Below are 14,464 nucleotides of genomic sequence, written 5' to 3' on the forward strand. Positions count from 1 at the left end.
GAGCGCACGATATCCCTAACTACATTCTGAGATAAACGACAAATGCCTAACAAAACACAAGAAACGAACGCCATTAAGCAGGTCAGGCATCAACCTGCAAAGCTTGATGATGTAGACCGAAAAATATTAACCCTGCTGGCACAGGACAGTTCGCAAAGCTATGTAGAACTTGGCGAGGTACTGCATCTATCCGCTCCGGCAGTCCACGAGCGAGTGAAGCGCCTCAAGCGAGACGGGGTCATCAAGGCCACGGTTGCGAAGATCGACGGCTGCAAGGTGGGACGTACGCTGTTGGCCTTCGTACTGGTGAACACCAAGAACGTACTTAGCACTAAACGCCTACTGTCGCTTGGCGAGCTGCCGGAAATTGAGGAGATGCACACGGTCGCTGGTGACAGTGGGGTGCTGCTAAAAGTGCGAGTCCGTGAAACTGAAGGCTTGGAAGAACTGCTTGGCAAAGTTCAGGACATCGAGGGGGTCGACGGTACGAGGAGCTACATCGTTCTATCGACCTTCGTTGAGCGTGGCCCAGCTCCGGAGCTGTAAACATCCTGGTGTACGTGACTCAAGGCCGTCAGATCGCGCCTGATCACGAGGGTCCACGTCTGGCCGTCTCCTACCTTTATGTATATGTAGTCAACCGCCGAATCGAACATTAGAATTATTCGCATTTGAATGCAGCGAGGCGGGATATGTCACGGGCATCGGGCGGCAGCGATGGCGCACTCGGCGTTTTTTATACTGCCCACCACAGCTGGCTGGAGCAGTGGTTGCGTCGGAAGTTAGGGAACGCCTGGGATGCCGCGGATCTGAGCCAGGATACCTTCATCCGTGTGATGTCGAGTGCGCAGCCGATCGGTGAAGTAGCTGAGCCACGCGCCTACCTGCGGACAATCGGTAACCGCTTGCTGATCAACCTCTACCGCCGCCGTAGCCTTGAGCAGGCCTACCTGGAAACGCTCGCGGCAATGCCGGAAGACGTGGCGCCCTCGACCGAGCAGCGCTGGCTGATACTGGAAGCGTTGCAAGCATTGGACGAGATGCTCAATGGTCTTTCTGCCGTGGTCCGGCGCGCGTTCCTCATGAGCCAGCTGGAAGGGCTTACTTACCCTGAGATTGCCATGCGTCTTGGTGTCTCCGAACGAACCGTGAAACGGCATATGGCGCTCGCATACGAGCATTGCTTGTTGAGTGAGTGGCGTTGAGTCAGAACGCTGCTGACGAGGTTCGCCAGCTGGCGCGTTCGGCGGCGCGTTGGCTCGCATTGATCGAATCGGGCACTGCGACGGACGACGACCACGCACGACTGGCGCATTGGCGTGGCGTAAGCAGCACCCATGAAGCGGCATGGCAGAAAGCGCAAGCGTTGAAAATGCGTTTCGCCGGGCTTCCCAGTGAGCTCGCGATGGCCAGCTTGGACCGTCCGCAGGTAGGGCGACGAAGCGTAGTGAAGGGCGTTCTAGGTATCTCGGCATTGATCCCGGCCGTTTGGCTCACCGGCCGGCAATTGCCGTTAGATGCCTGGCAGGCCGATTTCTCGACTGCGGTAGGTGAGCGTCGGCACACCACACTCCACGATGGAAGCATCCTCCACCTAAACACGGAAACGGCGGTGAATCTTGATGCGACGCAGCGCCGATTGACCCTCGTTCGCGGTGAAGTAGGCGTGCAGCGTACGGCTTCCACGCCCTTCATCATCAACACTGTCGGGGGACAAGCGACCTTTCACGCAGGGGACGTCTGCGTTCGGCAGGTCGGTGAAACGTGCGAATTCTCGGTGTTCGCGGGGGAGGTCGATGTTCATTCGACACAATTCGATGCCGTCACGCTTACGCCAGGGCAGCGCTTACGCACGGACGGGAACGCGCTGAAGGTGCTGGACAGTTTCGACATCGAGCGGCGAGGTTGGAGGCAAGGCGTCATCGTCGCCAACGATCAGCCGCTAGGCGAGTTTCTACGTGAACTCGATCGCTACCGCCCTGGGATCATGCGTTGGGATCCTGCTCTAGAACGCTTACGCATAACCGGTAGTTTCGTGCTGGACGACACCGATCGCATCCTTCGCTTGCTGGCCGCAAGCTTGCCGCTAGAAGTGCGTACGTACACTCGCTACTGGGTTTCGCTGCTACCGAAGGACCGAATGGGCTAACGCGTGTCCCCTTTTTCCTGAGTTGCGTGTCAGGGGTAGCAATAAAGCCAACAGAGAGTAGTCGCTATGCCTGCGTTGACGCGCCACTGGACCCAACGGGTTTTTTCTATTTCCTATCCCACGGTGTGCCTGGGTCTATTGTTAGGAGGAGGGGCGCTGCCAGCGTTCATCCCGTATGCCAGTGCGCAGGAGCAACCCCGCACTTATCAGATAGCGGCAGGTGATCTGGGTAACGCATTGGCGCGGTTTGCCAGTCAGGCAGGCGTGAGCCTGTCCGTCGATCCCAGCCTGGTGCGCGGTCGCAATTCGGCGGGGCTTTCCGGTAATTACAGCGTTGAAGAAGGATTTGCCGCGCTGCTGCGAGGTAGCGGGCTATCGCTTTCGGAAGTTGGCGAATCCGCCTACACACTCGTTCCAGCATCGGATGCTTCCCTACAGATACAGACTACGCGCGTTACAAGCGTCAGCGACCCTGCCAGAACCTATGAAGGTGAGCGTTATGCCGGCGGGCAAGTCGCTCGGCGAAGTGCTCAAGGTCTGCTTGGCTCCAAGGATTTCATGGAGTCGCCCCTGAGCATGACGACCTACACCAGCGAAGCGGTAAAAAATCAGCAGGCGCGAACGCTCACGGATCTGACCGCGAGCGACCCTGCGTTTCGCTCGACCAATCCCGCGGGCGGTCGCTTCGAGCAATTCACCATTCGCGGGTTCAGCCTGTTCAACAGTGATGTGGCCTACGGCGGTTTGTACGGCGTTCTGCCGACCTACTCGATCGATATGGAAATGGCCGACCGCGTTGACATCCTTCGTGGCCCCACGCAACTGGTGAACGGAATTTCCCCGCGGGGCAGTGTGGGGGGAAGCGTCAATATCGCGCCCAAGCGCGCAACGGACCAGCCGATCACCGAGTTCACCGGCAGCTACATCTCTGACAGCCAGACAGGCGGCGCGGTGGATATAGGCCGCCGATTTGGTGAAGACAATGCATTCGGCCTGCGCTTCAACGGCGTCAAGCAATCTGGCGATACTGAATGGGATCATCAGAGCGTCGATCGCGAGATGGCCGTATTGGGGCTGGATTTCCGCTCCGATCGACTGAGACTGTCGACGGACATTGGGCACACCGAGCGTCAGACGGATGCCCCTCAGGAGCGGGTTCTGGTCAATGCCGCCGCGCCGGTACCGGACGCAGACGATGTGCATGACAACTTCGCGCAGCCTTGGAGCAAAGCGCACACGCGAGATACGTTCGGGGCGCTACGCGGCGAGTTCGATATAGACGACTCGATGATGATTTACGCAGCGGTCGGCGCCCGCGAGAGCGACCACGACTTTCTACGGCACAACGTTCCAGTGACCAATGCGCAAGGCGATTTCAGCGTTCAGCCCCGTGACTTCACGCGGGATGAAAGTGTGCGTACCGCTAACGTAGGTGTTCGTAAATGGCTACAAACCGGTCCGGTCAGCCATGAGCTCAATCTAGCCGCAGATTATTTCTACATGGATTTCGAGAATGGCGGCGGACGGTACGCAGCCACTCCCAGCAATTTGTATGACCCGATCACGGCGCCAGCCCCGGGGGTGCGTACCCGAGACGATACGAAGACCTACACCGAAAACCGTTTCAGTGGGGTCGCGTTATCCGACACGCTTGGGTTCATGGACGATCGGTTGCTACTGACGTTGGGCGCGCGGTGGCAGCGGGTGAAGGTGGATGACTGGGCAGATGGCATCAAACAACCAACTGCGTATGACGAGAAGAAGATTTCGCCATCGGTAGGCGTTCTGTTTCGTGCGACCGATCAGTTGTCCTTGTACGCCAATTACATGGAAGGACTCAGTCAGGGAAAGATCGCGCCATCGACGTCATTGAACGAGGATGAAATCTTCCCGCCCTTCATCAGTCGCCAAATAGAAGCGGGCGCGAAGTACGATTTCGGTACATTCGCCTTCACGGCTGCGGTCTTCCGCATTCGGCAACCGGCGTATGAAACCGCCGCTCCGGTTGGCAACGCGGCGCTGGGCACGTTCGGGCCCAATGGCAAACGTGAAAACAGCGGCATTGAGTTGAGCATGTTCGGAGAGCCCTTGCCAGGTGTGCGCTTGCTAGGTGGTGTGATGTACATCGACAGTGAACTGACCGATACCAACGGCGGTGACAACGATGGAAACCGCGCCCCGGCGACGCCAAAGCTGAACGCGAACGTAGGCGCGGAATGGGACCTATCGACCGTGCCCGGGATGACGTTGACCGCGCGAACGATCTACACCAGTTCGCAATACCTGAACCAGGCAAACAGTAAGAAGATCGGCGCCTGGCAGCGCTATGATCTCGGAGCGCGCTATGCCTTCCGCGTGGATGATAAGGACGTCACGCTACGCGCATCGGTCGAGAACGTGCTCAACGAACGTGACTGGATATCCGCCGGTGCTTCGGACGATAGCGAGGCAGGCCTGACGATATCCGCACCGCGGACCTTCCTGTTATCCGCCACGCTGGGTTTCTAACCGAAACCGGGTTCGCGGTCGTACAGAGGCCGTGGACCCGGAATTCCAGTAGAAGGTAGAGCCACCTGCCGGCGCCCTCGCAAAACCGCGCGTCCCGATATCAAAGCTGGATGTCATCCAGCGTTAACAGCTCCGCTTCGATGCGCGTGCCGGTCTCGCGTTCCTCGTTGGAAAACCCGTCGTAGCGTGAAAGCGAGCCGAAATCGAGGCCGGTGACGTGCTCGACGTAGGCGACGCTGCGTTGGTACGTACGGAATCGCCCGAAGGCCGCTTCCAATCGTTCGAGGTCGCGGGACTGATCGACCATGTAGGCGGTTGCCGATGGCTTTCCGTCGTCGCTAAGAAAGGCCACGACTTTCCAGAACGCCTTCGGAATGCGTACACCACGGTATTCCTGGTCGTTTTCGCCGAATACGGGGCCGGTAAAGACCGTTGCGCGGGCTTGCCAGCGGCGCGTGTTTTCGAGCAGGTAATCTTCCAGGTCGAGCCAGTTTTTCTGGTTGAAGCTCGCCATCTGCGGTGCGCAGTTAGTGAAGTGGAACGTGTCAGCGTTCGCCTGTTCCGCATCGGATCCCCAGTTCGGGTCCTGTCGTCGCACGAGATGGCCTCGATCCAGAAGATTGTCCGAATACAGCCACTCGCCTGCCTGGGCATCATCTGCCACCCGTCCATCGAGCGCCCAACGATCGTTGCTTCTAGGCACGTCCACCATCTGGCTTCCCTCAATGTTGACGCCGGCGATCAATGCCAATCGCCTGGACTTGGACAATGTGATGGAGAAGTGGGTGTAGTCGAGGCGGTAAGTGTCTTTCCCTGGGACCTCCAATGCGTCATGGGCACGCTCCTCCACCAGGCGTGGCCATGTCACCTTGAAGGGGCCAAGGAAGTCCGATTGGTACCCAAGGCGGTTCCGCAATTCTTCCGCAGGCGTCCTTCGCACCGCTTTTCGTGCAGTGACAGGAGAAAGCAGGCTGAGAGTGCCGCCAAGACGCCGCAGATCCGCAAGACGTGGGCGGTGGTTTAGGTTCACTGTAGGCATCGCGCTGTCCTTCGAAATAAACGAAATGACTTCGGAGCGCCTGCGGGGGCAGGTTCTGCTCGAGGAACGACGTTACCCATGTGTTGTTGCAGATAGCCTACGACACCGATGGGTGACCTGCTGCGGTTTTGATTCATGCGCGACATCACATAGGCACGCAATTTATTGAACCGCCCGCTGCCTAGCTCCAATACCTATCGAACGACATGACTTTCGCATGTGTTCTGAACACGTTCGTCGAGTCCTGAGGAGGTATTTATGATCTCGATCACGGTGACTCTCGAAGACCTGGCAACGAGAAGGGCGTGGGTGGTAAAGGTCGGGTCGATGGAAATCCGCTTCGCAACTGAAGCCGAAGCTCGTGCGTATGCGGGAACATTGCGTGAGCGCATCAGAGCGCCTCACGGTTTGACACCCATAGCGCATGCGGGAGCGAAGCATGCCGACCCGAAGAAATAGCGAGTGTTTATCCGAAAAAGGGGACGGCCGCTATCGCTCAAGAGGGGACTGACGGGCTTCGAAGTACCCACCGAATGCCGATAAGAATCGCGCTGATACCCATCAAGTGGTAAAGGCGAAGGGATTCGCCCAGGAACACCACGGCGAGGATCGCGCCGAACACCGGAATGAGGTGGATACACAGCCCTGCTTTGGCGGCGCCGAAATGGGCGACGCCCATGTTGAACAACACGTACGCGAAGATCGACGGAAAAATTCCCAGGTACGCAAGAGCGGCCAAGCTGTTAATGCTCCAGTCTGCCGTCATTCCAAGCGACAGCTCCCACAGTTTGAGCGGAATCAGGAACGCCAGCGCGATCACGATTTGCGCTGCCATCAAGCCAAGTCGATTGATCTGCGAAGGGACGTTGCGTAGCCATAGCGTGTAGAAGGCGAAGGAGACCATCGCGCAGAAAATGACCATGTCGCCCTGTGAGAAGCTCAGGCTGGCCAGCCGTTGCCACTCGCCGTGCGAAACGATCACCAGCACACCCAGGCAGGAAACGGCCAGCCCGACGCTTTGGCCGCGTCCGAGGCGTTGACCATAGAACAGTGCGCCAAACACCGTGATCAACACGGGGATGAACGAGTTCAGCAACAAGGCATTCGAGGCGGTGGTGTCACGCAGACCGAGGTAGACGAGCGAGGTGAAAGCAACCACGCCAGCCACCGAGAGCCGAACGAGCAACCAACCGTGCGCCCTGTAGTGGGGGAAGTCCCGCCGAAGGTACTTGATCGCGAAAGGCAGAAGGATGAGTAACGCGACGACCCAGCGCCACAGGGAAAGCGTCATCGGGGGAACGACCCCATGCATGGCGCGGCCCACGATGAAATTTCCTGCCCAGAAGAGGGGTGGCAGTATCAGGTACAGCAACGCTGGAGGCGGCATGATCTTCTGCTTTGCCGTGCGCAAAACGACGTCCTTCGAATGGCAGAGCCCCGAGCAAGCAGTGCCGATCGAAGAGCGCTCGATACGAGCAACGCTCGGGAGCCCAGGGCGTGGGTTCTTTTGAAGCGGCGAAGACTACCACCTGGATGGACAGGTGGGCACTGCGGCCTTTTTTGAGAGGCCCGTGTGATCGCCTGGTAAACATGGAGCGGCCACTGAGAGTGGCCGCAGGCGGGGTACGACAGTGGCGCTTGGTATCGCGATAGCCGTGTTGCGGATCAGCCCAAGGTAAGCTGCGCGGTACGGCATGCCGCAAGGTCCCACGCGGCGCACCCGACCGTTTTAAACACGATAGGAGGCTCGATACGGTTTTTTTGCTCGATTACGTGAGCGAGCGATTGCACGCGCTCCCAGTCCACGTTGGCCTGAATGAAGTCTCCTGCCTCGTGCTTGGCCCCAGCCAGATCGTCGACCATCAAGTCGCTTTGGCTGATGGTGGTGCTGCCAATCTCCACCAACTGCGGCGTGAACGCACCTACCGCGATGATCAAACGTCCCGCCTGGGCCGGTTCGTTGTAGATCGGTTTATTGCTCGTAGTGACCGTGATAATGACGTCCACTTCTTCGGGAATGCCATTGGCCGGGTTCAGTCCCCGGTCGGGCAACTGGTAGCGGGTGCAGAACTGCCGCGCCCGTTCTTCGGTCCTCGAGCCAATCCAGATGGCTGCTTCGGGATAAAGGCTCTGAATGGCCTGCACGTGGTGTACGGCTTGCGTGCCCGTCCCAATGATCAGAACGGAGCGGGGCGGTCGGGGTAGCAGCGCGTCGATCCCCAACATGGAAATGGCTGCTGTTCGACGTCCCGTTACCGTCGGACCGTCCAGAGTGAACAGGGGCACGCCAGTCGCGCTCTCGAAGGCCGCTACTTGGCCGTGGATCGTAGGCAGGCCACGGCTCGCATTCGACGGTTGTACGTTGACCAGCTTATGGATCGCGATGTCATCCGCCGTCGCGGGCATGCTGAGCATGATTCCGCCATCTTTCAACGGCACTACCGTGCGCTCTGGACTGATGATTTGGCCGCTGGCGTATTGGCCGACCGCCTGCCGAAGCGTTGTTACTAACGTATCGAACGGCAGTAGGTCAGCGGTCTGTTGGGCGGTGTAGATATGCATTCTGAAAAATCCTAATCGGTTGATTGCAGCTGGGCCGACCACCGCCGGTGGTCGGCCCGTTCGAAGCCTTAGGAGCCTGGCATTACCGGAATCACTGGCGGTACGTAACTCAACGTGCCGGCAAAGAACCACAGCAGGAACAATACGATTGGGGCATGTACGAGCAACTGCGTGAACGTGAAGCCGACAATGTCCCGAGCCTGTAAACCCAGTACGCCTAGCAGAGGCAGCATCCAGAAGGGGTTGATCAGATTTGGCAGCGCCTCCGCGGCGTTGTAAACCTGCACAGCCCAGCCGAGGTGAACCTGCAGGTCATTCGCCGCCTGCATGACATAGGGCGCCTCGATCAGCCATTTGCCGCCGCCGGACGGGATGAAGAATCCCAGTACCGCGGAGTAGACCCCCATCACGACAGAGAACGTTTCCTGGGTGGCGACCGCGACAAATCCCGACGCCAGCAGGTGCGACAGGGTCTCGCCTTGATCATTGGTCACCTTTGTCATCATGAAGGCGATGCCCCCATACAGCGGAAATTGGATGAGCACCCCGCTGACAGAAGGGACCGCCTTGTAGAAGGCCTTAACGAAGCGGATGGGCCGCCAGCACAGCAGCATCCCAATCATCAGGAAAAGGAAGTTGTAGGTATTGAGGCTCGAGATCGCCAGCAGCGGATCCTTGCTGGTGAACTCGCTGAACAACCAGATCGCGCTGATGAAGGTGACCGCGATGGTCACCAGCGGTGAGTACTCCAGCCACTCGCCAGGTCGGCTCGGCTTATTTACCTGAATGTTCGAATCCTGCAGGTCGACACCCAGGTCCTGGGCTGTCTTGATGCGGTCCCCTGTCGGCGCCGAGTAATAGCAGACCAGGATGGAAATCAGCAGCAAGGCCATGGTCATGACCATCGATTGCCACAGGAAGATGGTCTCCGTGAACGGCAGGACGCCCGAGATCTGGAGCAGCCCACTGGGCAAGCTCGCGGGGTTGGCCATCAGTTGTGCGGGGGCCGAGCTGATGCCAAGCGCCCAGATGGCACCCATGCCGATGTAGGCCGCAGCACCCATGGCGCGATAGTCGACGCGCAGATCGGTACGCCGTGCGATGGCCCGGGCCAGCAGTCCGCTGAAGATGAGGCTGATGGCCCAGTTGAAGAGGGTGGAGACGAGGCTCACGGTGGCGATCATGACCACCGCGCCACGCGCCGATTTCGGCATCCGCGCCATGGTGTCGATCAGCTTTGCAGCGGGCGGCGACACCGCGACCACGTAGCCAGAAATGGCCACGACCGCCATCTGCATGGTGAATGGGATCAAGCTCCAAAAGCCGTCACCAAAGCCTTGCGCAACCGCGCGAACCGGTGCGCCGATGGACCATGTCGCCAATGCGACGACGACCACCGCAATGGCCGCGAAGATGAAGGCGTCCGGAAACCACCGTTCGGCCCAGTTGCTGACGCGGATGGCGACCTTTTCCAGGCGTCCGGATTCATCCGATCCTCCCTGGCTTATTGTTGTATCAGTGCTCATGACCTACCCCTCCAAAGCAATGGGTAACGTCCGTCACTATGTGCGACGGGCGTCCTTTACGAGTTCGCGAGAGGGGACGTTGCGCAAGGCGCGTGAATCGTTCTCTGCGAATTTCATTTGGGAACACCGGTACCAAGGCGCTCACGCACGTTTTTGCGAGCGCATCCTCAGGCATCCAGTGTCAGCGTTGTGGCAGGTATTGCCTGACAGCTCAGGCATACACGAGCGTCTTCGGGTTCTTCACCGTGCAGATGGACGACTTCGCCCTCCAGCACGCGAACCGCGCAGCTCTCGCATTGGCCGACCCTGCACCCGCTCGGCAATTGGATTCCCAATCGCTCGGCGAACGTCAGTAATGGTCCGGCCTCATTGTTCCATTCATGGGTTTGTCCACTGCGGGCAAACGTCACGGCAAATCGCTGGTTACCGCTCGGCAGCACGGCCGGTGAGCGGAACACCTCGTTGAAGATATCGAAACGCGGCACGCCTGCTGCGACCAGTTCGCCAATGATGATATCCATCATGATTTGCGGTCCGCAGAGATAGTGCAGCGCGCGCCGTGCGAAAAAGCTGTCAGGGACCAGCCCGCGGTTGACGTTGCCTTCGACCTGATAATCGATACCGGCTTTCTCACCCGCGAGCGGTGCACTGTAAACGTCGATGACGCGTAGGCCCGGCAAGCACGTTTGCAGTTGCTGCAAACGTTCGGCGAAGGCGTGTCCGGGACGGCTGCGGTTTCCGTATAACAGTAGGATGTCCCCGGAAAAACCAATGGCCGCGGCACTTTCGAGCGCGCTAATGAAGGGCGTGATGCCTACGCCGCCCGCATAGAAAACCAGGGGTCGTGTCGAGCGCTCTGGAATCAGGAAGGTTCCGCTGGGCGCTTGCACTTCGACGTGATCGCCTACGACCAAGCCCTCATTGATGTGCGAGGACACCTTGCCGAACCAGGGGCCGCCCTGTTCCGTGGTTCCCTGTGCGTGACGTACGGCGATTCGATACTCGCGTCGATCCGGGTCGGTCGCAACGCCAGTCAGCGAATAGGCGCGGGTCTGTTCGCCAGCAGCTGGCGTCATCATTCGAAGGGTAATGTGTTGGCCAGGGCGGTAATCGGGTAGCGGCCCACCATCGAGGGCGCGCAGACACACACTGGTTACGCCTTCTGCTTCGCGGTGTCGCGCCGCGACGACGAAGGTTCGAAAGCCGCTCCACCGCGCCGGGACGGTTTGCCGTGGTGCCTCACGACGCAGACTGCAATGGAGTTCGCGCAGGGGCGATGAGCCACTGAGCGAATCCGCGGAGGCGGCGGTCGCGAGCGCGTTGTAATTGCTATTCGCGGTACCTAGCACCGGCGTCTCATCCAGCCCGAGCGCCCGATTCCCTTGCCACCAACCAAATTCGCCGACCAGCACACGAGGGTGCAGGTGGTCGTCCAGCTTCGCTTGAAAGCGTCCGCTCCCTGAGGCGGTACTGATGCGTACCCAATCGTCTTCAGCGATGCGTTGCTCGTGCGCAAGTGCCTTCGATATCAGCACGGTAGGTGCAAGTGCCTTGCGTCTCAAGCTGCTGAGATTGCGATGTTGGCTATGGCAGAAATATCCGCTTTTCGCCGAGGTGAGCAGCAGCGGAAAGCGGGCATCGCTACTCGCAGGCGGCGCGTTTTCCGGCAAGGGTGCATACCCGTGCTCCAGAAGCCGCTCAGAGTACAGCTCAACCCGCGAGGTGGGTGTGGCGAACCCGGTTCTACGGTATTTGAAGTGCTCGTGATGGAGCGGAATGTCGATTCCTTCCGGTCGCTGCCTGAGTTCACTCACGCTCAACCCGAGCGGTGCCAGCATCGCGTCCCAGCCTTGCTCGAGGCTTCCGCCGAAAAAGTCGTCGGCCATCCCAAGGCGGTTGGCCAGGGCGAAAACGATGTCGTTGTCTGACCGCGACTCCCCGCGTGGGGACACCATGCGCTGTCGCAGTTGTATGCGTTGTTGCGCGCGTTCCGAGATCTCGAAGCCGAGCCGCAGGCCTTCGCGCTCCCACGGCGTGTTGACGGGAAGCAGGATGTCCGCGTAGCGGGCCGTCGGATTGATGAACAGGTCGCAGTGCGCATAGAACGCCAAAGATTCCAGTGCCTGAATACCCAGCTCCGCGTCGGCTTGGGAGCTGAGCGGATTGCTACCGAACGCCAGCAAGCCTTCCACCGGATACGGTTCGCCGTGAAGAATCGCCTGGTACAGGTCACGTGCCATTACCCAGCCTTGGGCGGGCGGGCCGAGAGGGCGTTGCGGCAATCCCAAAGCCTTGGCCTTCTGTTCGGGACTGATGAGATCCTGGCCGCTTACGGCAAGCGTCGGTGCTTTGTCCAGCAGGCGATTGCCACCAGGCGCATCGAAGCTGCCGGTAAGTGCATAGAGACAAGCGATCGCGCGCTCGGTCTGGCTTGCATTGTGCTGTTGGGCGACGCCTGACCAGGCGTGGTACGCCACGCTATGGGCGTCGGCGATCAGATCGGCCGCGCGTCGTAGGGTGTCTTCGGCGACCCAGGTCAGCTCGGCAGTCAAGCTCGGAGTGAAGGTAGCGCACGCTTCTCGGTACAGATCAAACGCCGGACGGCAATCGACCGGACCTTCCAGCGTTACGACTCGATAACGGCCATGTAACGACACACGTATGTGTTCGCAGTCTTGTGGCTGACGGGGCAGAGGTATCGGCGCCTTGGTATTTTCGTCCCAGGCAACCCAGCTGTCGTCGGCATCCGTATCGAGGTCGCTGGCGCGGAGAAAGCGACCGTTGTCATCACGTACCAATAGCCCTGCGTTCGACCAGCGATCGATGAACCCGACGTCGAAACGACCGGACTCGATAAGCAAGTTCGCCAAGCCCATCGCCAGCGCCGCATCGCTACCCGGTTTCACCTGTAGCCAGACATCCGCTTCGTGCGCCAGCGCGGTTCCACGGGGGTCGACCACCAACAGCTTGGCGCCGTTTTTTCGGCCTTCGGCGATTGCGTGCGCCTGCGCCAGCCACGTGTTGGTGGGATTGTGCCCCCACAGCACGATCAAGCCAGCATTGAGGTAATCAGCCGTCGGTAGCCCACAACCGAACGTGAACGTGTGCGCCACATCCTTGTGCCAGTTGCATATTTCAGTGGCGTAGCTGGTGTTTGGGCTGCCGTAGCGGCGGATGAGCCGTTCGATCCAATCGATACTGTCGCTAAGGGGTGTCCCGCTGGGTGTGGTGACACTGAACGCAAAGGCCTCGGCACCCCGGCGGGCCTTTATCTCAGCCATGTGGGATGCGATCTCGTCCAATGCTTCGTCCCAACCGATGCGCACCCAGCCTGGGTCTGTAGCCCCTTTGGGTTGCGTGCGGCGCATTGGATACAGCAGGCGCTCGGCATTCTCCACCAACTCCGGCGCCGCCTTGCCCTTGAGGCACATAGCCGCGCCAGTTGGGTGCTCGGGGTTCGGCTGCACGGCGATCAGGCGGTCGTTCTCGACCTGATTGAGCGTACCGCAACGGGAGCGGCAAAGTGTGCAATAACCGGGTTTAAGTGCCAAGACAAAGTCCATGCTGTTCAAGTGGGCATGGACGTGGAATGTAGGCAGCGCTGTGTGATATTCCTAATTCAACTTTTGGAAAACGCATTATCGGAAAAATCGATGCAGCCCACGCTTCGACAACTTCACCACTTCATAGCGCTGGCCGAGACAGGTCAGGTGTCCCGCGCTGCTCTGCGCAGTCATGTCTCGCAATCTGCAATGACCGCTTCGTTGCAAGGCCTGGAAAAGGTGCTAGGCGTGGAGTTGTTCCTACGGCAAGCGGGCGGCGTCCGGCTGACAACGGAGGGGCTGCGCTTCCTACGGAATGCCCAGCGTGTCATCGATAGCCTGGAGGAGGCGGTTAACGACGTCCGAACCGTACCCTTGGCCGTGCAGGGAACGCTACGAATCGGCCTGACAGAGACTATCAGTGCTTACCTGATGCCACAGGTACTCGCAGCGTTGCGCCGGAAATTTCCGCAGTTGAATGTGCATTGCATCGAGCGGGAGCGACAGCAGATCGAGGACGCCTTGCTCGTACAGGAAATGGACCTCGCATTGATGTTGACCAGTAACTTCTCCGGTATAGAGGGGTTGCAGTGTGAGACGCTGTTGCGCTCGCCGCGACAGTTCTGGGCAAGCCCCGAACATCCGTTGCTCCAGCAGGCGCGCGTGTCGCTCGCTGAAATCGCCGCCCAACGGTATTTGTTGTTGGACATGGATGAGCATTTGATGACGGTTCAGCGTTATTGGGGGCGTCACGGATTGCAGCCGAATGTGTGCTTGCAAAGCCGTTCGATCGAGGCCGTTCGTAGCTTGGTTGCAGCGGGAGAGGGCGTTACGGTTCTCTCGGATCTGGTCTATCGGCCCTGGTCGCTCGAAGGGCAGCGCATTGCTCGACGTCCAATCACCGATGAAGTGCCGTCTATGGATGTGGGGCTGGTATGGAGTGCGAGACATGGCGCCGAGCAACGTTTTTCTGCGCTCATTGACTTCATGCGTGAGGTGATAAGCAGTTGATCCGGCGCACAGGCGAGCGAATGGCCGCCCCGTCACCCGACAGGTAGCACGGGTAAAACCCGCATGCCCGGTGGTTCGTGATACCCGGAATCCGGGTTATCACCCGGTCGACAAGAGCCGTACGGTG

Annotated in this window: 10 protein-coding genes; 5 read left to right on the forward strand and 5 right to left on the reverse strand. The window is 59.4% G+C overall.

Translation table 11 applies throughout. The features are described from left to right. Positions 1 to 42: 42 nt before the first annotated feature. From IEY47_RS04125 to IEY47_RS04140, 4 genes are all read left to right on the forward strand, one after another. Positions 43 to 546 (forward strand): Lrp/AsnC family transcriptional regulator, encoded by a 504-nt coding sequence (locus IEY47_RS04125; RefSeq protein WP_188981896.1) that lies wholly within the window; start codon positions 43 to 45, stop codon positions 544 to 546. A gap of 146 nt (positions 547 to 692) precedes the next feature. Further along, a complete protein-coding gene (locus tag IEY47_RS04130; RefSeq protein WP_188981897.1) occupies positions 693 to 1,205 on the forward strand; it encodes a sigma-70 family RNA polymerase sigma factor in 513 nt (170 codons plus the stop codon). After that, positions 1,202 to 2,149 (forward strand): FecR domain-containing protein, encoded by a 948-nt coding sequence (locus IEY47_RS04135; RefSeq protein WP_188981898.1) that lies wholly within the window; start codon positions 1,202 to 1,204, stop codon positions 2,147 to 2,149. Before IEY47_RS04130 ends, IEY47_RS04135 begins: the two co-directional genes overlap by 4 nt. Before the next feature lie 66 nt (positions 2,150 to 2,215). Beyond that, positions 2,216 to 4,657, forward strand: coding sequence for a TonB-dependent receptor (locus IEY47_RS04140; protein WP_188981899.1), 2,442 nt, complete (start codon positions 2,216 to 2,218; stop codon positions 4,655 to 4,657). A 100-nt stretch (positions 4,658 to 4,757) separates the two neighbouring features. Here the strand turns inward: IEY47_RS04140 and IEY47_RS04145 are convergent, their stop codons facing one another. From IEY47_RS04145 to IEY47_RS04165, 5 genes are all read right to left on the reverse strand, one after another. Beyond that, entirely contained in the window at positions 4,758 to 5,696 is a 939-nt protein-coding gene (locus IEY47_RS04145; RefSeq protein ID WP_188981900.1) for a DNA/RNA non-specific endonuclease, read from the reverse strand. A 496-nt stretch (positions 5,697 to 6,192) separates the two neighbouring features. Next, the gene (locus IEY47_RS04150; protein ID WP_229779193.1) at positions 6,193 to 7,107 is read right to left on the reverse strand and encodes a DMT family transporter; all 915 of its coding nucleotides are present in this window, start codon (positions 7,105 to 7,107) and stop codon (positions 6,193 to 6,195) included. 254 nt (positions 7,108 to 7,361) lie between these two features. Continuing rightward, positions 7,362 to 8,258 carry a bifunctional Delta(1)-pyrroline-2-carboxylate/Delta(1)-piperideine-2-carboxylate reductase gene (lhpI, locus tag IEY47_RS04155; RefSeq protein ID WP_188981901.1) on the reverse strand — a complete coding sequence of 299 codons (897 nt, stop codon included), beginning with the start codon at positions 8,256 to 8,258 and terminating at the stop codon, positions 7,362 to 7,364. Between the two features lie 68 nt (positions 8,259 to 8,326). Beyond that, a complete protein-coding gene (locus tag IEY47_RS04160) occupies positions 8,327 to 9,784 on the reverse strand; it encodes a short-chain fatty acid transporter (protein ID WP_188981902.1) in 1,458 nt (485 codons plus the stop codon). 167 nt (positions 9,785 to 9,951) lie between these two features. Then, positions 9,952 to 13,335, reverse strand: coding sequence for a molybdopterin-dependent oxidoreductase (locus IEY47_RS04165; RefSeq protein WP_229779195.1), 3,384 nt, complete (start codon positions 13,333 to 13,335; stop codon positions 9,952 to 9,954). A gap of 102 nt (positions 13,336 to 13,437) precedes the next feature. On the opposite strand from IEY47_RS04165, the gene IEY47_RS04170 reads away from it, so the two are divergent. Next, a complete protein-coding gene (locus IEY47_RS04170; RefSeq protein WP_188981904.1) occupies positions 13,438 to 14,337 on the forward strand; it encodes a LysR substrate-binding domain-containing protein in 900 nt (299 codons plus the stop codon). The last annotated feature ends 127 nt before the right edge of the window (positions 14,338 to 14,464 follow it).

The sequence above is a fragment of the Pseudomonas matsuisoli genome, assembly GCF_014647635.1.
GTDB classification, from domain to species: Bacteria; Pseudomonadota; Gammaproteobacteria; order Pseudomonadales; family Pseudomonadaceae; genus Pseudomonas_P; species Pseudomonas_P matsuisoli.